The 22,669-nt window shown below is 41.2% G+C and carries 16 protein-coding genes; 12 read left to right on the top strand and 4 right to left on the bottom strand.

The genetic code is table 11. From position 1 onward, the window contains the following. The 9 genes from OW255_RS13915 (at position 1) to OW255_RS13875 (ending at position 13,830) form a co-directional block, all read left to right on the top strand. Positions 1-849, top strand: a complete 849-nt coding sequence (locus tag OW255_RS13915; RefSeq protein WP_268114400.1) for a 4Fe-4S binding protein — start codon at positions 1-3, stop codon at positions 847-849. A 44-nt stretch (positions 850-893) separates the two neighbouring features. Further along, positions 894-2,015, top strand: coding sequence for a DUF418 domain-containing protein (locus OW255_RS13910; protein WP_268114399.1), 1,122 nt, complete (start codon positions 894-896; stop codon positions 2,013-2,015). Between the two features lie 373 nt (positions 2,016-2,388). Beyond that, positions 2,389-2,661, top strand: a complete 273-nt coding sequence (locus OW255_RS13905; protein ID WP_268114398.1) for a DsbA family protein — start codon at positions 2,389-2,391, stop codon at positions 2,659-2,661. Further along, entirely contained in the window at positions 2,588-3,106 is a 519-nt protein-coding gene (locus OW255_RS13900) for a DsbA family oxidoreductase (RefSeq protein WP_268114397.1), read from the top strand. Before OW255_RS13905 ends, OW255_RS13900 begins: the two co-directional genes overlap by 74 nt. Before the next feature lie 1,154 nt (positions 3,107-4,260). Next, positions 4,261-6,351 carry a sialate O-acetylesterase gene (locus OW255_RS13895; RefSeq protein ID WP_268114396.1) on the top strand — a complete coding sequence of 697 codons (2,091 nt, stop codon included), beginning with the start codon at positions 4,261-4,263 and terminating at the stop codon, positions 6,349-6,351. 35 nt (positions 6,352-6,386) lie between these two features. Beyond that, on the top strand, positions 6,387-9,035 hold the full coding sequence (locus OW255_RS13890) for a carbohydrate-binding protein (RefSeq protein WP_268114395.1): 2,649 nt from the start codon (positions 6,387-6,389) through the stop codon (positions 9,033-9,035). 236 nt (positions 9,036-9,271) lie between these two features. Then, the gene (locus OW255_RS13885) at positions 9,272-10,297 is read left to right on the top strand and encodes an alpha/beta hydrolase-fold protein (RefSeq protein WP_051464588.1); all 1,026 of its coding nucleotides are present in this window, start codon (positions 9,272-9,274) and stop codon (positions 10,295-10,297) included. Between the two features lie 64 nt (positions 10,298-10,361). After that, positions 10,362-12,167, top strand: coding sequence for a glycoside hydrolase family 43 protein (locus OW255_RS13880; protein ID WP_268114394.1), 1,806 nt, complete (start codon positions 10,362-10,364; stop codon positions 12,165-12,167). 286 nt (positions 12,168-12,453) lie between these two features. Continuing rightward, positions 12,454-13,830, top strand: a complete 1,377-nt coding sequence (locus tag OW255_RS13875) for a carbohydrate-binding protein (protein WP_268114393.1) — start codon at positions 12,454-12,456, stop codon at positions 13,828-13,830. A gap of 231 nt (positions 13,831-14,061) precedes the next feature. Here OW255_RS13875 and OW255_RS13870 read toward each other — a convergent pair whose 3' ends face one another. Continuing rightward, positions 14,062-14,400 (bottom strand): winged helix-turn-helix transcriptional regulator, encoded by a 339-nt coding sequence (locus OW255_RS13870; RefSeq protein WP_024835156.1) that lies wholly within the window; start codon positions 14,398-14,400, stop codon positions 14,062-14,064. A 418-nt stretch (positions 14,401-14,818) separates the two neighbouring features. Here OW255_RS13870 and OW255_RS13865 point away from each other — a divergent pair, with 418 nt between their 5' ends. After that, complete coding sequence (locus OW255_RS13865) at positions 14,819-15,706, top strand: MBL fold metallo-hydrolase (RefSeq protein WP_268114392.1); 888 nt, start codon at positions 14,819-14,821, stop codon at positions 15,704-15,706. 457 nt (positions 15,707-16,163) lie between these two features. Here the strand turns inward: OW255_RS13865 and OW255_RS13860 are convergent, their stop codons facing one another. Beyond that, positions 16,164-18,056: an ABC transporter ATP-binding protein gene (locus OW255_RS13860; RefSeq protein WP_268114391.1), complete on the bottom strand. Its 1,893-nt coding sequence runs from the start codon at positions 18,054-18,056 to the stop codon at positions 16,164-16,166. A 3-nt stretch (positions 18,057-18,059) separates the two neighbouring features. Further along, positions 18,060-19,796, bottom strand: a complete 1,737-nt coding sequence (locus OW255_RS13855; protein ID WP_268114390.1) for an ABC transporter ATP-binding protein — start codon at positions 19,794-19,796, stop codon at positions 18,060-18,062. A 166-nt stretch (positions 19,797-19,962) separates the two neighbouring features. Between OW255_RS13855 and OW255_RS13850 the strand changes: the two genes are divergently transcribed. Beyond that, positions 19,963-20,496: a TetR/AcrR family transcriptional regulator gene (locus OW255_RS13850; protein WP_268114389.1), complete on the top strand. Its 534-nt coding sequence runs from the start codon at positions 19,963-19,965 to the stop codon at positions 20,494-20,496. A gap of 89 nt (positions 20,497-20,585) precedes the next feature. Here the strand turns inward: OW255_RS13850 and OW255_RS13845 are convergent, their stop codons facing one another. Then, positions 20,586-21,482, bottom strand: a complete 897-nt coding sequence (locus OW255_RS13845) for a LysR family transcriptional regulator (RefSeq protein ID WP_268114388.1) — start codon at positions 21,480-21,482, stop codon at positions 20,586-20,588. Between the two features lie 241 nt (positions 21,483-21,723). On the opposite strand from OW255_RS13845, the gene OW255_RS13840 reads away from it, so the two are divergent. Next, complete coding sequence (locus OW255_RS13840; protein WP_268114387.1) at positions 21,724-22,668, top strand: 3-hydroxyacyl-CoA dehydrogenase family protein; 945 nt, start codon at positions 21,724-21,726, stop codon at positions 22,666-22,668. Position 22,669: the final 1 nt, after the last annotated feature.

Raw genomic sequence — 22,669 nt, 5'->3', positions numbered from 1 at the left:
ATGAATATTCCAAATAAATTAAAAAGAAAACTAATACAGATAACAGCTTTTGGATTCTCCAATTCACATGTCGGTAATTTTGCTTCAGGTAAGATCTACACTGGGCAGTGGAAACAATTTTGTAATCCCGGGTTGAACTGCTATTCCTGTCCAGCAGCTTCATTTGCGTGTCCAATAGGAGCATTACAGGCAGTAAGTGGTTCAATTGATTTCAAATTCAGTTTCTATGTTATAGGTTTCTTGCTTGCGGTTGGTGTCTTTCTGGGACGCTTTGTATGTGGCTTCTTATGTCCCTTTGGTTTTTTTCAAGAATTGTTAAACAAGATACCTAGCCCAAAATTCAAGGTGCCAAGGCCATTTTTATATATCAAATATGTCATATTAATTGTATTTGTAATTTTGCTGCCAGTCGTTCTTACAAACTATATGGGCATCGGAAAACCTGCATTTTGTCAGTTTATCTGTCCCGCAGGGACACTAGAAGGCGGAATCCCATTGCTCAGTATGCATGACGAACTTCGTCAGACAATTGGCTCGCTCTTTAGTTTAAAATTGACAATTTTGATTATCACAATAATTGGATGCATTTTGAGCTATCGGTTTTTCTGCAAAACACTTTGTCCACTTGCAGTTATATATGGTCTTTTAAATAAAATCAGTTTTTATCATCTAAATGTAAATGAACATAAGTGCATCCACTGTGGAAAGTGTGCAAAGACATGTAAGATGATTGTTGATCCTGTGAAATCTCCGAATTCAGTTGAATGTATTCGATGTGGAGAGTGCGCAGAGGTGTGTCCAACTAAAGCGATTAGCATAGGCTATAAATTTGAGAAAAAAAATAGTTGAGAACGTAGAGTTAATACAAAATACCCAAGAGGAGAACGTTTGAAATGAGCGATAATATAACCGAATTGAACATTATACCAAGAAAGCAGCGTTCTAAGCGGCTCCTTGCATTGGATGCTGCAAGAGGGCTGGCGGTAGTTGGAATGTTTGTGCAGCACTTTGCACTGAATCAGATAAACAGTTTTGTGTCAGGAAATACAATGATTCTCTTTATCCTTTGTTCAGGTATTTCTTATTCCATTATGTCACAGAGTATGAAAGAGCACGGGATAGAGCCTACTACATTCCGTTCACGTGTTTTGGCACGGTCTGTATTTATTGATTTCATTGGATATTTAATACTCATGCTTAACGGCCCTTTTGGAATGGTTTTGTCTGCTTATGCAATGCTGTTTATTCTGTCGCTTGCATTGGTTCACTATTCTGCCCGTACTTTGATCATTCTTTCCGGAGTACTATTTTTGGTGAGTCCACCACTCATGTTGATTGGCCTAAGCTTATTTGCAGATACTGCCTTATTAGGTGATATTGCAGGTGGTCCATTATCAGCACTGGCTTGGGCACCTGTTTTTATAGCAGGTATGGCAATAGGAAAAATGGATCTTTACAAGTTTAAAACAGCAATCAAGTTTGTAGTGACAGGGCTCACAATTTTGATTCCATTCAAACTGATTGCGATATTTTTACTACCTGGATTACGTCAGAAGTTTGAAAATTGGCTTGTACAGTTCCCAGCCTATGAAAATCCTCCTATGGTAGATCAATACGCTATTTGGCCATTAAACACACAGCCAATACAATGGCAAATGCTTTTTCTTGATTCCCCACAAAGTGGTGCAGCTTTTGAATTGCTGATTGGATTAGGTGGCACACTAATTCTTCTTGGACTGTTGCTTCTGATAGAAAATAAGCTTAAAGTCGTACTTCGACCTTTTGCTGCTGCCGGGCGTGTAGCCCTGACGCTGTATGTTGCTCAGTTCGTTTTGGTTTGGGGCACTACTCTGATTGGGGTAGACATTACAAGTATTGATATAGGAGCTATACCCTTTGGTGATATTATGGTGGTATTATTTACACTTCTGATTGGATGGTTATTAGCCAAGCTTCCTAATGGGCCATTAGAGAGTGCTATTCGCCGATTTGAGGGGTTGTTTTACAAAAAATAAATGTTCGTTAGATTGCCAAAAAAAGAATCATTCGTTGACAATTAATCATTGATGAGTAGGAGTACCATTATAACAGTAAGAAAAAGTTTGTGTGAAGAAATGTCGGCTATGGTATCTATATTGCTAAAATACTCACGTTTGATTTTAGTTTTCTTCGAATGGAGGATATGGAAATTAGTAGAGTATTTCTTAAGTTTGTTCTTTTTGATAGCGGTGTCTTGATTGTATCAATAACTATTTTGGCCTTAAAGTTTCGTATTTTTCAGGCGGGTGTTAAAAAGAGTCCCTGCAGGGAAGAACATTATTTCACAACCAACTCTAAATAGAAATAACAGTTGGTGATAAGAGTTCAGTAGAAAGGAGTTTTATAAATATGAAAATAGAAATTTGGTCTGACATTGCGTGTCCATTTTGTTATATTGGCAAGCAACGCCTGGAAATAGCATTGGAGCGGTTTGAGCATAAGGAGGATGTTAAAATATCTTTCCGTAGTTTTCAATTAGACCCTTATGCGAAAAAGAATACCGGCATGGATATTCATCAGGTATCATCTTCCAAGCATGGAATACCATATGAAAAAAGCAAAGCAATGGAACAATCAGCTCGCACAGCAAGCGAGAGAAATTGGACTGGATTATCATTTTGATACATTAATACCCACCAATTCCTACGATGCAATCCGCCTTTCATATTTTGCAGAAGAGAAAGGCAAAATGAAAGAAATGATGGAACGCCTTATGAAGGCATATCTGGTAGATTCGCTGGATATTGGTGATCATGCCACGCTTGCTGGATTGGCAGGTGAAATAGGACTTAATGAGAAAGAGGCTTTGGACGCTTTAGCAGGCGATTGGTATAGTGAAAATATTGCAAGAGATAGGGCAGATGGATTAAAAATCGGTATTCAGGGTGTTCCCTTTTTCATTGTAAATGACAAATATACCATCACTGGAGCACAACCTAGTGAAACTTTTTTAGAGATACTACAAAAGGTATGGAAAGAAGACTATGACAATGCTATGACCAAAGAGAATAAATCTGAACCATCGTCCGATGAGTATTGCTCTGATGGAACATGCAAATTAGGTTAATGCATAGTATCATATTTTAATTGAACATTTCATATAGAAAAACTCAAAGGCATCGGAATGCAAAATTTCGGTGCCTTTGTTTTTTTATATAGAGCAAAGCTTAAAATTATCGCTCAGCTGGAAGAGCATAAATAGGGGTAACAGCCTGATTAGAAGTGGTGTGTGTGATTTCACAGCATACGGCAGGCCATTTTTTGCCTGCGAAGACTTTTCAGTCAATATTTGGAGTAACGGCGACTATAGCTCTTGGTATGGATGTACTGTTACATATAAACATATACTTGTGCTGCAGAATATAATGACTAGGAGTGTCGTTTTTTTTACAACTTACAAAAATTATACATAAAAAATGTTATTTTAATAGTATAAATCAATACTTTTTCAGAAGAAATATTTTTTGTACAGGTTGATATTTGTGAAAATAGTATAAAAATTTATAAATACATCACTGAATTTGGTGATTGTGATAGATATAAAAATAGAGAATTGATTTAAGAACTTCTTAATTTTTGTTCGAAAATTTTGAAATTAATAAGTGTAATGATGTTGATGTAAGATATATCCCAGTTGTTACGAACACCTTATATCTATGAAAATGAAACTTAAGTATTTTGGCGAATGGAAGCTAAAGTAGCCCTGATGATGGGGTATGCAACTGAACAAGGGGGTGTCGGCGTTCACGATTTAGTTGGCTATAATTACTTCCCGTATACGTATGACAGCGGGCATCCTGGGTGGAAGTCTCCACAGACAATACCAACTGGACTCTGGCAGCGGACAAGACTGCCAATATCAGTACTGACCAGACCCAGAGCGACGACTTCAGCGCTGCGGTAAGATATGTGCGAAAGGCTTTCAGGCTGGAGCCGCCAATACCAATAGTGGTTGGAATACTGGGATCCGACTGGAAGGTATTGCGTATACTCTAATCATTCTGCCGTGCATCTTCCCCTTCGGGATATCGGCGGTTTAAAGATAAGTTTATTTTATAATACACAATAAGGCAGTGAAAGGGGGGGCTGAAAACTTAAAGATAAGCAATACGAGTGCAGTGTACTTACTAAAAATGAAGGAGGTGAAAATGGTAACGTAACAATGAATTTATTCAAAGGTGGGTTTTTGTTAAATAACCAAAAAAGAAAGGAAAAATAAAAATGGAATCAAAAATCTTAATGAAAGAAATAAGCAGGAAATTGAGACGAACATTTTCCGTATTCGCTGTACTTCTTGCTGTACTTCTTGCAAGACCTGTATGTTCAGTAGCGGCGGAAACGCTCCCAACCCTTCCGCCGTCAGGCTTTGACCAAGTCAAGAGCAACATTCCACACGGTCAGGTCAGTTACATTACTTATCAGTCCACGGCGACAAACAGCCAGCGGAGGGCGAGAATTTACCTGCCCCCAGGGTATTCAACAAACAACAAATACAGCGTCATGTATTTATTGCATGGCATTGGTGGGAATGAAGACGAGTGGTACAACAACGGCGCACCGAATGTCATCCTTGACAATCTCATTGCTGCCGGTAAAATTCAACCCTTTATCCTTGTATTACCAAACGGAAATGCAACGGGAAATGGAGTAAGGGATGGTTGGGAGAATTTTACAAATGATTTAATGAATTCTCTTGTACCCTATATCGAATCACACTATTCCGTTTATACGGATGCCCAACACCGGGCGATTGCCGGCCTTTCACAGGGTGGTGCCCAATCGCTGAATATCGGGTTGCCCAACGTGGATAAATTCCCCTATATCGGTGGCTTTTCCTCCTCGCCCATCACCAAACAGGTTAACCAGCTGTTTCCTGACGGCGGGACTAAGGTTAGGGCGAATTCAAAACTGCTGTTTCTTTCCTGCGGAACCTCAGATGGACTTATATCCAATAACAATAGGGTAAGAGATTATTGCAAGTCCAATAATATTCGATACACGGAATGGCTTCTCCCGGGTAGGGGCCATGATTGGAGCGTGTGGAAGCCAAGTCTGTGGAATTTTGCCCAGATGGCGTGCGCAGCAGGTTTTACGGATCAGACCACCCCAAACCCTAACCCGATATCTGCCTTTACACAGATTGAAGCGGAAAGTTTCCAAAACCAGCAGGGAATCCAAACCGAAAACTGTACCGAAGGTGGACAGAATATCGGGTATATTGAGAATGGGGATTATGCTGTTTACAGCAATATCGATTTTGGCAACGGTGCGGCAAGCTTCCAGGCCAGAGTAGCCAGCGCCTCCAGTGGTGGTAATATTGAGATCAGGCTGGATAGTATTACCGGTACTTTGATCGGGACTTGTCCGGTTGCCGGAACCGGTGGTTGGCAGACCTGGACCAATGTAAAGTGCAATGTCAGTGGGGTAAGCGGAAAACATGATGTTTATCTGAAATTTACAGGCGGAAGTGGATACCTATTCAACCTCAACTGGTTTAAGTTTAATACGTTATACAGCATGGAAATTCAAGGGGTTGAAAACGAACAAAATCTCATCTCTACGCCTGCACAGGCACTCGTACAGACAACAACTCCAACACCAAATGGTGGTAAATTCCACTGTTTTCTATTATTAGGTCAATCCAATATGGCAGGTTATGCTTTGGCACAATCTTCTGATAAAGTAGAAGACCCTCGCGTGCTTGTATTGGGGTATGATAATAATGCTGCACTCGGACGGGTAACCAATAAGTGGGATGTGGCATCTCCACCTCTTCATGCTTCCTGGCTTAATGCTATCGGCCCTGGAGATTGGTTTGGCAAGACCATGATTCAGAAAGTCCCGTCGGGTGATACGATCGGACTGATACCATGTGCGATTAGCGGTGAAAGGATCGAGACATTTATGAAATCGGGAGGCACCAAATATAATTGGATTCTCAACCGTGCAAGGATTGCACAGCAAAATGGTGGCGTCATTGATGGTATCATTTTTCACCAGGGCGAATCCAACAGTGGCGATCCGAGTTGGCCCGGCAAGGTAAAAACACTGGTGGAAGACCTTAGAAAAGATTTAAACTTGGGGAATGCTCCTTTTATCGCTGGCGAACTGCTTTACAGCGGTCCTTGTGCAGGTCACAATACGTTGGTAAACAAACTGCCTTCCATGATTACAAATTGCTCGGTAGTCTCTGCAAAAGGTCTGGTAGTAGACCCTGGCGATACACAATACCGTCTCCATTTTAGTCATGATTCATCGGTTACCCTGGGCAAACGATATGCTGAAAAAATGATTCAAGCCCTCGGCTGGTGAGTTGGCATGTAATATTAAACCAGGAGGAAACGAGTATGTTAAAAAAGAAGGCTTCCCCAAAAAGTGTTTTATTGATTCTCTCTTTGATAACTGTTTTATGCAGCATATTCACTTTTACTGTCTTTCCGATAGCTACATCCGCTGCGACTCAGGCAACCTATTATGTTTCGCCGACAGGAAGCGACAGCAACCCAGGAACGCTTGCAGCACCCTTCCAAACAATCACAAAGGCGCGTGACGCTGTACGCATAATCAATAGCAATATGACCGGAGATATCTATATTTATTTGCGGGGCGGAAACTACAGCATCACCAGTACCGTTACTTTCGGACCACAGGATTCAGGGACAAACGGATACAGGATCTATTACCAGGCATACCCTGGTGAAACGCCTATCTTAAACGGTGCAACAAAAGTTACAGGCTGGACTCAGCATAGCGGCAATATTTATAAGGCTGTGCTCAATCGTTCGACCAAATTGAGAAACCTTTATGTGAATGACCAGAGGGCTTCAATGACCAGCAAAACCGTTACAGCCCGCGGAGGTTACGGGACTTATTCCGTAACTGCAGGACAGGCTAGTTGGGCATGGACAAGCGGCAGTAAGAGCGACGGAGTTCAGTATAATACATCGGATGTACCGGCAATTGCCAGCAACAAAGATGACCTTGAGATTGTAAACGGTACTACCTGGAATGAGAATATAGTTTGTACCAGGGATGTCATTACATCCGGCAGTAATAGAGTGCTTCTTTTGCAGCAGCCTTATGGGGCGATAGCACAGACTCCGGGGTGGGGGGCAGCTTTTAGTGCTTCCGGTACCCATACAATTTATAATGCCTTCGAATTCTTAAATTCTCCTGGACAATTTTATTTTGATAAGACGGCCAAAACGCTTTATTACTATATCCGTCCAGGTGAGAATATGGCCACTGCCGATGTAGAGGCTCCTGCTGTAGAGAAGCTGTTAGACATCGCAGGAACATCAACGACTAACAGGGTCAAGAATATCACCTTCCAGGGCATTACTTTTGAAAATACGGATTACAGCCTTGTGAATGTTGCAGGCTCACACGGTAAATCTACATGTCAGGCGGCACAGGCATTTACCGCTTTTTATAACGACAATTGGCACAACACCAAGTATGATCTTGTTGATACATTGCCTGGAATGATCAACGTAAGCAGCAGTGATTCCATCAACTTTATAAGAAATATAGTGAAGCACAGCGGCAATGATGGAATTTCCATGGTAAACGATGTTATAAATTCCAATCTTATCGGCAACTACATCACGGACATCACATCCAGTGGCATTACGATAGGGCATCCGCAGCATGTTTATATCGGAGATGGTGGAAACCATGCTAAATATGCTCCCGGAGTAGAAGGGGTTTGTAAGAATATCACCATCAACAACAATTTCCTGTACAACATAAGCACGTCTCACGGATTTGGGGGCTGTGCCGCCATCACGGCTTACTTTGTCGATACCACCAAAATAACGAATAACCATGTTCAATCAACAGCATACAATGGAATCCATTTAGGCTGGGGATGGCGTAATTTCACTGACTCCACTACCTGTAAAAACAACACAGTAAGTAATAACCGGATTATTAATACCTTAACCAGGCTTCATGACAGCGGTGCCATCTATACCATTGGACAGATGCCAGGTACGAACATTAACCAGAACTATGTCAGAGGAATTCCTCCTGCAACCTCCGGTCCGACCTATGGTTTGCATAACGATGAAGGAACTGCCTATATCAATGAAAATGACAACGTACTGGATATTGATCCGGGGGTAAAGTATACCATCAACTGTGAGGATTTTGGAGAAAAACACGATTTAACCATACTGCGGACCTTTGCCACCGTAAATAAAATGGGCGTTAATCCTCCAAACAGTAAAATTGATCCCCCGGTTGTCGTACCGGATAACGTATGGCCTTTGACACAGTACACTACCTGTTTGAATTCGGGAATCCAGGAAGCATACAGGGATATTATCCCGGCGAACTTGCTTTCAACACCGGATTATGTATTCCCAGCAAGTTGTGCTGCTACAGCCGAAACTAGCATTAGTATAAGGAGCAGCGGCAATTCTTCCAATACGGTATGGTTTGCCCCGGCCGGGACAACCAGTTTTGTCGAGGGATCTACAATGACGAAAGCGGAAGGAACTGCGACAACGATTACTGCCCCGGCCACTGCTGGTACGTACAAGTTGTGTGTAGTAAATTCACAAGGCGTGAAGATGGGTGAATCGGCGGCACTGCTCCGAGTAAGCGTAACGTCTTCACAGATTGAAGCGGAGAGTTTCAGTAGCCAATCGGGTATTCAAACGGAAAACTGCAGCGAAGGCGGAAAGAACATTGGGTATATTGAAAATGGAGATTATGCCGTATACAACAATATCAATTTCGGTGCCGGAGCTGCAAGCTTCCAGACCAGAGTAGCCAGCGGTGCCAGTGGAGGGAATATTGAGATCAGACTGGACAGTCTTACTGGTCCTTTAGTAGGAACTTGTTCTATCACCGGGACTGGCGGTTGGCAGACGTGGGCCACCAGAACCTGCAGTGTCAGCGGAGCAAGCGGGACGCATAACGTATACTTGAAATTTACCGGTGGGAGCGGCTACTTATTTAATCTAAACTGGTTCCAATTTAACAAGTGAAGTGTAACTCCTATACCGACTTAGACGCCAACTCCCTGATATGTGGTTGGAAATCTCGATTCTCGGGTCCATTAAAGATTTAAGTCCCTGTACGAAGTGACCTTTTAGCCGGGGACTTAAATCTTGATGGTGTTATATCCAATTCACCTTATTCACCTTAAAGATAGTGTACTCTAACCATACTGCCGTGTATCCTGTATGGGATACGGCGATATAAAAGAAAGGGGAAATAAAAAATGAGACTAAAACCCTTAATGAATGAAATTGGCAGGAAAATAGTACCGGCTTTTTTCACTCTTGCAGTACTTTTAGCAATGCCTGTAAATTCAATGGCGGCGCAAGCGCTCCCAACCATGCCGCCGACAGGATATGACCAGGCTAGGAACAATATTCCGCACGGGCAGGTCAACAGTATTACTTATCAATCATCCGCAACAAACAGCCAGAGGAAGGCGAGAATTTACCTGCCACCAGGATATTCAACAAGCAAAAAATACAGCGTCCTGTATTTATTGCACGGTTATGGCGGGAGTGAAGGTGATTGGTTTACAGGCGGAGGCGCAGCCAATGTCATTATGGACAACCTTATTGCCAATGGCAATATTCAGCCATTTATCATTGTAACACCAAATGCTAATACATCGTCAATATCTGATAGTAAGCTTCCGGATGATATACTAAACAGCCTTATACCATACATAGATTCACACTATTCCGTTTATACTGACCGCCTTCACAGAGCAATTGCCGGTCTCTCGTATGGTGGTCCACAATCATATAATATTGGGTGTACCAATATGAACAAATTCGCCTATGTCGGAGCTTTTTCAGGCGGTGGTCCTGTTGCCTATCCGACCAGCAAGTTGTTTCCAAATCCTGCAGCTACCCGTCAGCAGATGAAGCTATTGTTTCTTTGCATTGGAACCAATGATAATTTATCTTACAGTGACGGCATAGCTAATTTCTGTAAGAGCAATAGTATCCCTTACACCTATTATCAAATTCCAGGAAGAGGTCACGATTGGACTGTTTGGAAACCAAGTCTGTGGAATTTTGCACAAATGGCCAGCGCGAAAGGATTTACGGATTATGGCACCCCGAGATCGGCATTCACTCAGATCGAAGGAGAGAGTTACGACAACCAGTCTGAAATCCAAACCGAAGCTTTTAACGAGGACGGACAGAATATCGGAGATGTAGAGAATGGGGATGAAGCAATCTACAACGATATCGATTTGAGCAGCGGTGCGGCAGGCTTCTAGGCTAAAGAAGGCCGCTAGCGGAGGGTGCTATTACGAAATTATCATATAGATTGGAGGTAAATCTATGAAAAAAGTATGTAGAGTTGTGGTTTTCCTATTGACTATTTCCCTATTTCATTCAACAGAGTCTTATGCAGACAATCCAATCGTACAAACGAATTATACTGCGGATCCTGCCCCAATGATCTATAACGGGACTTGTTATTTGTATACCACTCATGACGAGGACACCACCGTCAATAATTTTTATACTATGAATGACTGGAGATGCTATTCATCCACCGACATGCAAAACTGGACGGATCATGGATCACCGTTGTCTTACAATACATTCAGTTGGGCGCAAGGCGATGCATGGGCTGGACAGGTTATTAATAGGAACGGAAAGTTCTATTTCTACGGTCCGATGACCCGGAAAAATGCCGGAGGCGCAAGGGTAATCGGTGTAGCGGTATCAGACAGTCCTACCGGGCCGTTCACCGATCCTCTGGGGAAACCTTTAATTACCAATAACGGGGCACAGGATATCGACCCTACCGTATTCATTGATGACAACGGACAGGCGTATCTCTATTGGGGGAATGGAAACCTCTATTATGTGAAATTGAATCAAGATATGATTTCATACTCAGGAGGTATTGTCCAAGTATCTCCGAAACCAGCAAACTTTATCGAAGGTCCGTGGTTCTACAAGCGCAATAATTTATATTACATGGTATACGCAGGTATGACTGGAGGATCCGAAAATATCTCCTATGCTACCAGCAACAGTCCTACCGGGCCATGGACCTCCAAGGGAACTTTAATGGGTTCGAAAAACAGCTATACAAATCATCCGGGAGTAATCGATTATAAAGGAAATTCCTACCTCTTTTATCATACCGGCATCTTACCGGGTGGCGGAAGCTACCATCGTTCTGTTGGCTTGGAGCAATTCAAATACAATGCGGATGGCACAATTCCCAATATTCCAATTACCCAAAATGGTCCGAACCAGCTTAGCAATCTAAACCCATATGTCAAAACGGAAGCTGAAACAATTTGCTGGGAATCCGGCGTTGAGACAGAAAAATGCAGTGAAGGCGGAATGGATGTATGCAATATCGAAAACGGGGACTGGATTAAAGTAAAAGGTGTAGATTTTGGTTCTGGTGCGGCCTCTTTTGAAGCAAGAGTAGCTTCGGCAACGAACGGTGGGAATATTGAACTCCGCCTAGACAGCCCGACAGGGAAACTGGTGGGAACTTGTGCTGTTCCAAGTACCGGAGGCTGGCAGACCTGGATAACTAAGACCTGTAATGTAAGCGGTGCAACAGGGGTACATGACCTATACCTGAAATTTACTGGAGGAAGCGGTTATCTATTTAACTTTAACTGGTGGAAGTTCACTGGCACAGGTGTAACTCCAACTCCTGGCCAGACATCGGCTTTTTCACAGATTGAAGCGGAAAGCTACAACAACCAATCTGGAATCCAAACTGAGAGCTGCAGCGAAGGAGGAGAAGATGTCGGCTATATCGAAAACGGGGATTATGTAGTTTACAACAATATCGATTTCGGCAATGGTGCAGAAAGCTTTAAGGCTAGGGTAGCCAGCGCCGCCAGTGGAGGGAATATTGAGATCAGGCTTGATAGTCTTACCGGTCCTCTAGTAGGGACTTGTCAGGTTACCGGAACCGGAGGCTGGCAGACTTGGGCTGATGCAACCTGCAGTGTTAGCGGAGTAAGTGGAAAACATGACTTATACCTAAAATTTACAGGAGGAAGCGGATACTTATTCAACCTTAACTGGTTCAAGTTTACCGGTAAAAGTGTAACCGCCGGAGCTCTCAAGGAAGATGAGAGTGTCAATGAACAGACTATGCCTTAATGAAAATGTACCTGCTCGGGTCTATTGCGGATTTCCTGCCGGGTACTATTACGAAATTACCTTTTTACCTTAAAGACGTGAGTTCTTAAGTTGTTTACAACAATACCGCTAAATTCAAATAAGGAGGTAATTGTGGATTATGAAAAAAATCTCTATATTAATGATTGGATTAGTTTTATCAATGGCATCTTTCAAGGAAGTACATGCTGCTTCATCGTATATTGATTATTTTAAAGCGACGCCAATAATAGATTCCCTATCGTCGTCCTGTTGGGGCGCAGCAGCAGTGGGCCCTCGTGATCAATCGAATGGTTTGGAAGACAGGACCATGTCAAAGTATGCTTATTGGGATGGAGGAATCATCAAGGGGCAGGATGGCACGTATCATATGTTTGCCAGCCGGTGGAATCAATCTGCTGGTCATAACGGGTGGTTTGGTTCTGTGGCTGTTCATGCGACGAGCTCCAATCTGTATGGACCATATACGGACAAGGGTTTGTGCTGGCCCAACGATCAGGGTGGTAAAGGTCACAACGTGGTTCCGTTTCAACTGAAAGACGGGCGGTATGCTATTCTTGTGAGTGAAACCAGGCGGCCGGCGGAAATTTTTGTCTCCAATTCCCTGGATGGGCCATGGTCAAAGCTGGGTAGTGTATCGATTGCTTCCAATGCTTACTCATCCAATTATACAGCGTCGAATGTTTACATTATGCTTCGTCCGGATGGACGTTATGGGTTGATTGAAAGAGATGGGGTCATTGGTATTGCTGATAATGTCCTTGGACCTTACACCATTCAAGGAACCAATATTTATGCGAAGATTCCCGGTTGTCCGACAGTCAACATGGAAGATCCCGTTATGTGGTATAGTGGTGGACTTTATCATATTATTGTCAATAAGTGGGACACACGTAAGGCGTATCACATCACATCCAAAGATGGTATCAGCAACTGGAAATTAGAACCTGGATATGCCTATGACCCAACAGCAAATTTTATCCGCTATTCAAATGGTACGGTCAATCATTGGAATAAATTAGAACGTCCCAATGTGTATATGGAGAATGGCCATGTGGTTGCGATGACACTCTCGGCAATAGACGTTGCAAAAGACAAAGACTTGGGCAACGACAGTCATGGCAGTAAGGTTATCGTCATTCCGTTTGATGGTGCAGCATTAGATTCTGGGAGTGTACCGCCAGCTCCTGATCCAAGATCGGCCTTTACACAAATCGAAGCGGAGAGTTACGATAACCAATCGGGAGTTCAAACCGAAAGCTGTTCGGAAGGTGGGGAGAATGTCGGATATATCGAAAACGGGGATTATGCCGTTTACAGAAATATTGATTTCGGCAGTGGTTCTGCAAGCTTTCAGGCCAGAGTCGCCAGTGCTGCCAGCGGAGGGAATATTGAAATCAGGCTGGATAGTCTTACCGGGACTTTGATAGGGACTTGTCCAGTCGCCGGGACTGGGGGTTGGCAGACTTGGGCGGTTGCAAGGTGCAATGTTAGTGGGGTGAGCGGAAAGCATGACTTATATCTGAAATTTACGGGAGGAAGCGGATACATATTCAACTTAAACTGGTTCAAATTTGGTACAGGAAGTAATTCAGGAATCTTGAGTGAATTAAATTCCGATGGGCAAATAGACTCCGTTGATTAATGTCAATGAAAAACACCTTTTAGGATTGGAAACGATTGGAGATCCGATATTGGCTGATTAGATGCGAGAGATACCGTTGACGCACTCGAATTTTCACTGCTCAACAATATTTGTTGGGAATTTCCACTTAGATAATAAGCCACAGGCAAGAATGCCTGTGGCTTAACTTATAACTTATAGGGATGGAACCTTTGTCCAGCACTTATATTATAGATTCTACATTACTTATTGTCACTGCTTTAACATTTTTTCATATTCGATTGCCCATTTTTCCAGGGATTTCAGCACTGGTAAAAACTTTATGCCCAACTCTGTTAATGAATATTCCACTTTAGGAGGAACTTCTTTATATATTTCTCTATGTATAATCCTATATTCTTCCAGCGTTCTAAGTTCTTTCGTTAAGTTTGCCTGCGTTACCTGTGGTATTTTCCTACTAAGTTCCCCAAATCTCAAAGTACCTTGGCTTAAGAAAAACACGATAACCATGGTCCACTTTCCACGGACTATCTTTTGCACATTTGATATTGGACAATTTTCCACATAATCATCTTCAGACTTTTTTCCCATATGCCTCCCATTACTATCACATATAATAGTACCAATCAAATAATATTGTACTCCTTAGTAATTATTATACATTGTAATATTCAAAAGTAAAGATAGATGGATATAAAGTCCTTTATCCTTGTTACCTCTGAATGAATGGCAGGAATCTTATTTCCAATATGTAGCTTCACTCATTTTCTAACTTAATACTATCATTTTCAATAGTATATATTAGATATTATAGTACTTGATATAATAATTGTTCAAACATAAAATGTGTATATAGATGAAATTTTAAATATACCGCATTATCTGAGTTCGTGATAAAGAAATATTTTGGTAGGGAGGTGAAATCAATTCGTAGTAATTCCAATGAATTACATACAGTCCTTGGAGAGGGACTATAAAAAATACTATTAATACGGGGAAGGTGATAATCATGATTACATCAACAAATTTCTGTAAGGTACAAAAACTGGACGATGATTTATATGTCATTACTCAAGCTGGACTTGTGCATCTTTATCTTATCCTGGGGCAAAAAAAAGCGATCTTAATTGATGCTGGTTATGGATTCGAGGACATAAGGCCTATCATTCGAAGTATAACGAGTCTGCCAGTTATGCTGGTATTGACTCATGGCGATCCTGACCACAGCTACGGAAGTGAATATTTTGGAGATATATGGCTGTATCAGCCTGACTACGGTCAGATTATAGGCTTTGACACGAAAAAGGAAAGACAGTTCATAGCTGAGATGGGAGTGAATTATCTGAAGGAAAATAAGCCTGAAGCCATTGAAGAATTTGATAGCAAGGCATTCACTGAAAGGAGCCTGCTTCGAATCTTGACTCCGCATTTTGTAAAGGACGGAGAAATGTTTGACTTAGGCGGAAAAACCTTGGAAGTAATATTTACACCAGGGCATTCTTATGGACATATCATGCTGCTGGATAGGGAAAAAAAGAGACTTTTTTCAGGAGATATGATTTGTGATTATGTCATCATTTACTTTTTTGAATCTGATAGAAACGCACCATTTTTCATGGCACTAGACAGCTGGAAAAAGATAAAAAGATTGGAAAATGATATTAAGGATATTTATAGTGCCCATGGAATGCTCCCAATTACAATCGATTACGTCGACGCATACATCGAATGCTTTTCGGGAGAATTTCAGCAGAATTATTTAAAGGATAAACCGTTTGACCGAGGGCCTTTAGGCCGCGGATACCAGCATATCTATAAAACAGTAAATATTCAATACTCCGATAAGAGACTTGAGGAATTTTTAGGACACAAAGTGGAACGAATTGAAAACCTATAAATTAAAGATTAACCGAGTCATGCATACTCGGTGCACACATGACATATCGGGAGAACGCTTGAATGGTATTCGAGAGGTCATGGTTTGAATCCCTCTATCTTTACTTAATCAATAAGCCACAGGCATGAATGCTTGTGGCTTAAATTATATCTTATAGGGGATGGGACCTTGATTCTAGACAACAAGGGGTATTCTTGAGTTTGCTGGGCTTTCATACTCCAATGATGCTGAATAACTTTGTACAGAGAAGTGTACTATTTTACTGGTCATGCCTTCATCATAAGAATTTGTTACATTATTAATAAATACATTATAGTAGATCTGCAAGAATTGGTGGAAATTTATGGTAACTTGTAGAAATATGTAGAAGTTTGTAGAAATTTATGGTAATTTTTAACTATGTTATTAAACAAAATAAAATTTCCAGAACTTCTTTTTAGTTGATTGTGTTATGCCATCAAATTTCCAGTTCAAATGCGCCTGTATAAAGCTGATAATACGTCCCTTTTTGTTCAATCAGGCTTTCATGGGAGCCCCTTTCGATAATTTTTCCATGATCCAGAACCATAATTGCATCACTGTTTTTTACAGTCGAAAGCCTGTGTGCAATGACAAATACAGTTCTTCCTTTCATTAGGTTATCCATACCTGCCTGAACCAGGGCTTCTGTTCTCGTATCAATAGAGGAAGTTGCTTCATCTAAGATCATAGCTGGCGGGTCAGCGACGGCTGCACGGGCGATGGAAATCAGCTGTCTCTGTCCCTGAGAGAGACTGGAGCCATTACCGGTCAATATTGTTTCATAGCCATCTGGAAGTCTGGTTATAAAATCATCCGCATTGGCTAATTTTGCAGCAGCGATACATTCCTCATCCGTCGCATCCAGACGGCCGTAGCGGATATTATCTATGACAGAACCTGTAAATAAATTGACATCCTGTAATACTACGCCCAATGAGCTTCTAAGAGCTGGCTTTTTGATTTTAGAAATATTAATTCCATCATAACGAATCTTACCTTCCATAATATCGTAAAAACGATTGATCAGATTCGTAATGGTAGTCTTTCCAGCACCGGTAGCGCCAACAAATGCTATTTTTTGTCCTGGCTTTGCAAACAGGGATACATTGTTTAGCACCAGTTTTTCAGGCACATAGCCAAAGTCAACATCTTCTAATCTGACGTCTCCAGTAAGCTCGGTGAGAGTAACCGTTCCATCCTGGTGAGGGTGCTTCCAAGCCCACATTTCTGTGTTTTCTTTCGTCTCTATCAAGTTGCCCCCGGCATCCTTTTTCACATTCACCAGAGTCACATAGCCATGATCTTCCTCAGGCTGTTCATCCATTAACTCAAACACCCGGGTCGCACCGGCAAGTCCCATTGCAATCATGGAGACCTGCATAGATGCCTGACCAATGGTCTGGGAAAGCTGTCTTGACATGCCTAAAAATGAAACAATAATACCAATTGAAACAATGCTGACACCAGTAAGACTAATGTTTGGTGCCTTTAAATAGACCATAAGTCCACCAATGACTGCAAGAAGAACATACATAAGGTTTCCCACATTACCTAGAATCGGCATCAGAACATTACCGTTCTGGTTTGCTTTTTCTCCGTCTTTAAAAAGCTGTTCATTCAGTTTTTTAAATGCTTCTTTATTCTCTTCTTCATGGCAGAATACTTTAACAACTTTTTGTCCCTGCATCATTTCTTCGATAAAGCCTTCTTCTTTTGCTAAAGATTTTTGCTGCTGAATCATGAAGGCTGCAGTGATACTACCCAGTTTTTTTGTAATCTTTAGCATCAGGATGATTACAAGCACTACCACGAGGGTAAGCCAGATACTGTAGTATAACATGGTAAGGAACATGACCGTAATAGTCAAAGCAGACTGAAAAAGTGTAGGAAGGCTCTGTCCGATGAGCTGTCTTATGGCATCGGTATCGTTGGTATAAGTACTCATGATATCTCCATGTGCATGGGTATCAAAATACTTGACTGGAAGTGTTTGCATTTTATCAAACATATCATTTCTTAAATTTCTAAGCGTTCCCTGTGTCACAATTGCCATGATCTGATTATAGATGATTGCTGCAATGGTACCGCAGATATAGATGAAGCCCATGGTTAACAGTATGGATGTAAATTTGCCTGCAACAGTTTCAAATCCCTGATTCACGCCAGGAGTGATACATTCATCAATTAACCTCTGAATAAAAATCGTTGCAATGGAAGAGGAGAATGCACTGATTACAATACAAATTAAAGTTACAATTAACTGGATTTTGTAATGTGAAAATAAATAGCGGACCAGACGCCCAAAGCTGTGTTGTTTTTTCTGACTCATTGGTTAGTCCTCCTTCTTTCCATTGGTCTGTGACTGGTAAACTTCATAATAGATTCCCTTTTGTGCGAGCAATTCTTCATGGGTTCCCTGCTCCGAGACCTTACCGCCATCTAAAACAATAATCTGGTCTGCATCTTCCAAAGAAGAGGTTCTCTGTGCAATGATGATTTTGGTTGTTTCGGGAATCTCTTCACGAAGTGCCTTCCGAATCATGGCATCGGTCTTTGTATCGACTGCAGAGGTGGAATCGTCCAAAATGAGAATCTTAGGTTTTTTTAATAAGGCCCGTGCGATACAGAGCCTCTGCTTCTGTCCACCTGAAACATTGGTTCCGCCCTGCTCTATATAGGTATCATATTTGTCAGGGAACTGCTGAATGAATTCATCTGCCTGGGCCAGCTTACATACTCTCACAAGCTCTTCGTCACTGGCGTCTTTCTTTCCCCAACGGAGATTTTCCTTGATTGTTCCGGAGAATAAGACATTTTTCTGTAATACGACTGCGACCTCATCACGGAGGGATTCCAGATCATAATTTCTCACATCGACTCCGCTAACACAGACCTTGCCCTCTGTGACATCGTAAAGTCTGGAGATCAACTGAATCAAGGATGTTTTGGAGGAACCGGTTCCTCCAAGGATGCCAATGGTCTGCCCCGATTTAATATCCAAATTGATATTTACCAATGCGGGTTTTTTGCTCTTTTCAGAGTAGCTGAATGAAACATTCTCAAACTGAATACTTCCGTTCTTTACTTCCATCACCCCATTTATTGGGGAGGTTAATGTACTTTCGTGATTTAGCACCTCACAGATACGATTGGCCGATTCTTTTGCCATGGAACAAATAACGAAAACCATGGATAACATCATAAGGGAGGAGAGAATCTGCACCCCGTAGTTGATCAGTGAAGATAACTGTCCCGTTGTTAATTCTGTTGCACCACTGTTTATGATAGTCTTTGCTCCAATAAAGCTTACAAGAAAGATAGCAAGAGAAATACAAAACATCAGAATGGGATTGTTCAAAGCAATAATTTTCTCCGCTCGTGTAAATTCCTTACACACATCAGCGGCTGCCTTTTGAAACCGTTCTCGTTCATAGTCCTCTCTTACGAAAGATTTCACAACACGAATACCTTGTATATTTTCCTGAACCGAATTATTCATAGCATCATATTTCTTAAAAATGCGTTTAAAAATAGGAAATACAGTAAATACAATTGAAAATAATGCAACGGCTGCAAAAGGGATCATAATTAAAAAGATGAGAGACATTTTCACACTGATTGTCAGACTGAGAATGACTGAAAAAATAAGCATAAGCGGAGTTCTTACTGCAATCCGGATAATCATTTGATATGCATTCTGTACATTGGTCACATCCGTTGTCATTCTTGTGACCAAAGATGAGGTGGAGAACTTATCGATATCGGCAAAAGAAAAGTCTTGTATTTTAAAAAATACATCCTGTCTTAAATTCTTGGCAAAGCCACAGGATGCAGTGGCACCAATCCTTCCTGACATGTACCCAAATAGCAGGGATAACATTGCCATAATAATTAACATAATTCCATAACGTATTATTGGTATCATTGATTGTCCAGTCATTTTATCAATTAAATTAGCCATGACCAGAGGTAATAAGCATTCTAATATTATTTCCAACGTTATATATAATGGCGTTAAAATAGAGGCTCTTTTATATTCTCTAATACTCTTCATCAGCGTCTTTATCATGTTACTTTCTCCTTTACATTTGTTTTTCAAACGAGTATTATTTTATTGAACTATGGTTGTTTAGTCAATGGTCAATGATTATATTTTGTTCAATATGAGACGAATTTAAGAAAGCGTTGATTATCTCTTGATAAATGAATCAATTTAATTGGAGGATGGGGGCTATATGAAAGAAGATTTGAGAGTTGTTAAGACAAGAAGAAACATAAAAAGTGAAATGATGGAACTATTACAGAAAAAGCCTGTAGAAAAGATTACGGTTACTGAGCTTGCCTCCCAGGCTTTTATAAACAAAGGGACATTTTATCATCATTACTCCGATATTTATGATTTATATCACGAACTTGTGTCTGATTTTATTGAGAACACGATCGGTTCCCTTGATTATTATGAAGAGTTCTTTACAGAACCAGAACGTTTTCTTCAAAAATTTCTTTGTGATTTCAGGGTAAATGACATAAAGAAAACATTTCCCTTTTATACGGAGGGAACTCATAGTCTTTTTCTGCCATATTATGTAACGGAAGTACTTCTAAATAGGCTTATGTCTGTAAACTATGTGGAAAACACCATTGAAAATCGTGTAAAAGTGCAATGCTGTATTACTGCCATGACTGCAACAAAGTCTCATTTTGACGAGGCATATAATAACATTATTGTTAAGGTTGTTAGTAAGATGATTCGTTCAACATTTGAGTAAAATTAATGATATTATGAATGAACAGCCATAGGGTCAAAGCTCTATGGCTATATTTTTACCCAAATTGGATACCTCTTCCATATAGAAGGTCAAGCGTTACAGCTTTTGGAATATTCGTCCGCCACCTCCAGTAATTTCTCAATACAGTCGTTGGATTCTCTGTTATAAAGGCATGTCACCTTAAAATAATCCTCAAATCCCGTCAAAGGAACAAAACGCACCGTGTCATTAGCAAACTGCTTCATATGACTGGCAAGAAGAGAGATGCCAATCTGGCAGTCTACCATGAGCATCATATTAAGAAGAGAGTTAGCCTCGTAGACCGTATTTGGAGAAAAGCCTTCTTTTGAATAAATGTTGTCGATTAAATTGTGGTCGGTTCTGGAAAACTTTGGATCCATATGGATAAATGGCTCGTCCTTAATCATGGTGAGAGAGACGGATTTAAGCTCTGAAAATTTGTGGCTTTCAGGAAATACCACGCACATGTGGTCTGTGAAAACAGTCTTTTTTAAAATATGAGGCGGGCAGTCGATCTCGATATCCGGCAGGATGGCAACATCGATCTGTCCGCTTATTAAAGTTTCCATAATGTGATTGTAGGTGTAGTCCATGGGATTGACCTTGATGGTTGGGTAAAGCTCATGGAACCGCTTGATAAGCTTAGGGAAATGATGGACAAGGGCAGTGCCTAAAAGACCGATGCTTATGACTCCTGTTGTCCCATTTTCCAAGTCTTTTACTTTTTTTACAGCAGAATCATAAGAGTGGAGGGTCCTTTTTATTTCATGGTAAAAAACCTTTCCGGTAGGAGTCAGTTTTACCTCCCTTTTGTTTCGTATGAAAAGCTGGGAACCGATGGAGTGCTCCAAGTTGAGAATCAGCTTGCTAAGGGTCGGTTGGGTGATGTGAAGCTGCTGGGAAGCCTTTGTGTAACTGAGGGTTTCAGCCAGGACAATAAAGTATTCTAATTGAAAAAGGTTCATTTACACTCTCCATTTCACTAAAAAAGTCTCATATTTACTCAACTATCATATCATAAATTCTCTTAAAAATCTCAATAACCCCTAAAATCATAGTCAAAATACATGAAAAAATGTTATTACAGTAATGAAAATTATCAATTTATTATAAAAACAAAAGGATGATACACTGAAATTACGATGTGAAGACGTGACAAATGCGAATTCATGGTCACAGGGAAGAAAGAGAAAGAAGGTGTTACATATGATTCAAACGATTGCCGTCATAGGAGCCGGTACCATGGGGCATGCCATTGCGGGATGCTTTGCCTTATATGGATATCATGTTTCCATATACGAAAGCTTTGAAGAGGTACGAAGTACCTGCAAGGAAAAAATCAGAAAACAGTATGAATTTCTCCAGGAGGAAGGGCTGATGGAGCCAGCCAAAGCAGAACAATCTTTGGCTAACATAGAGACCTATGATGATCTTGAGTCCGCCGTAAAGGAGGCAGATTATATTATTGAAGCCATTCCGGAAAGACTGGATTTAAAGCAGCAGCTTTTTGAGAGCCTTATTAAGCATGCACCCGCTGACGCGATCATCGCCAGTAACACATCAAGCATAGGGTTTTCAGATTTAACTGCCAATATGGCTGAGAAGGATAAAGCCAGGACCATGGTATGCCACTGGTATAACCCGGCTCATTTAATTCCTTTGGTGGAGCTGTCATTTTTCGGAAATATGCCGGAAAGCCGCTATCAGGAGGTGGAGGACCTTTACCGCTCCATTGAGAAACGTCCGGCAAAGGTAAAAAAGGACATTCCTGGACTTTTAGCCAACCGGATACAGCAGGGAATTGCAAGAGAGGTATTTTCTCTCATGGCTATGGGAGCAGCTGATCCAAAGGATATAGACACCGCTTTAAAATACGGACCGGCTTTTCGATATGCCACCACAGGACAGCTTGAGGTGACGGATTTCGGCGGGCTGGATATCTGGTGCACAGTTGGAGATAACCTCTTAGCTGTTATGGACCGGTCGGCAGAGGCAAGTCCACTGCTTCGGCAAAAGGTTATGGAAGGGAAGCTGGGCTTTAAGACGGGAGAGGGGTTCTTTACCTATCCGGAGGAGGAAAAGCAGGAGCTTCAGAACCAGTTTCATAAGCGTCTGATCAGACAGCTTAAGGCCAGTAAGAATTACGATTAAA

Source organism: Lacrimispora xylanolytica, assembly GCF_026723765.1.
GTDB classification, from domain to species: Bacteria; Bacillota; Clostridia; order Lachnospirales; family Lachnospiraceae; genus Lacrimispora; species Lacrimispora xylanolytica.
The sequence above is the reverse complement of the archived record's forward strand: the minus strand, read 5'-3'. Positions and strand labels throughout refer to the sequence as shown.

Bases quoted from the DNA above. Each gene is read 5' to 3' on its own strand.
- OW255_RS13850 (WP_268114389.1), top strand. From the start codon at position 19,963: ATGAAAGAAGATTTGAGAGTTGTTAAGACAAGAAGAAACATAAAAAGT.
- OW255_RS13900 (WP_268114397.1), top strand. From the start codon at position 2,588: ATGAAAAAAGCAAAGCAATGGAACAATCAGCTCGCACAGCAAGCGAGA.
- OW255_RS13890 (WP_268114395.1), top strand. From the start codon at position 6,387: ATGTTAAAAAAGAAGGCTTCCCCAAAAAGTGTTTTATTGATTCTCTCT.
- OW255_RS13855 (WP_268114390.1), bottom strand. From the start codon at position 19,796: ATGATAAAGACGCTGATGAAGAGTATTAGAGAATATAAAAGAGCCTCT.
- OW255_RS13910 (WP_268114399.1), top strand. From the start codon at position 894: ATGAGCGATAATATAACCGAATTGAACATTATACCAAGAAAGCAGCGT.
- OW255_RS13885 (WP_051464588.1), top strand. From the start codon at position 9,272: ATGAGACTAAAACCCTTAATGAATGAAATTGGCAGGAAAATAGTACCG.
- OW255_RS13870 (WP_024835156.1), bottom strand. From the start codon at position 14,400: ATGGGAAAAAAGTCTGAAGATGATTATGTGGAAAATTGTCCAATATCA.
- OW255_RS13905 (WP_268114398.1), top strand. From the start codon at position 2,389: ATGAAAATAGAAATTTGGTCTGACATTGCGTGTCCATTTTGTTATATT.
- OW255_RS13915 (WP_268114400.1), top strand. From the start codon at position 1: ATGAATATTCCAAATAAATTAAAAAGAAAACTAATACAGATAACAGCT.
- OW255_RS13840 (WP_268114387.1), top strand. From the start codon at position 21,724: ATGATTCAAACGATTGCCGTCATAGGAGCCGGTACCATGGGGCATGCC.
- OW255_RS13865 (WP_268114392.1), top strand. From the start codon at position 14,819: ATGATTACATCAACAAATTTCTGTAAGGTACAAAAACTGGACGATGAT.
- OW255_RS13895 (WP_268114396.1), top strand. From the start codon at position 4,261: ATGGAATCAAAAATCTTAATGAAAGAAATAAGCAGGAAATTGAGACGA.
- OW255_RS13880 (WP_268114394.1), top strand. From the start codon at position 10,362: ATGAAAAAAGTATGTAGAGTTGTGGTTTTCCTATTGACTATTTCCCTA.
- OW255_RS13845 (WP_268114388.1), bottom strand. From the start codon at position 21,482: ATGAACCTTTTTCAATTAGAATACTTTATTGTCCTGGCTGAAACCCTC.
- OW255_RS13860 (WP_268114391.1), bottom strand. From the start codon at position 18,056: ATGAGTCAGAAAAAACAACACAGCTTTGGGCGTCTGGTCCGCTATTTA.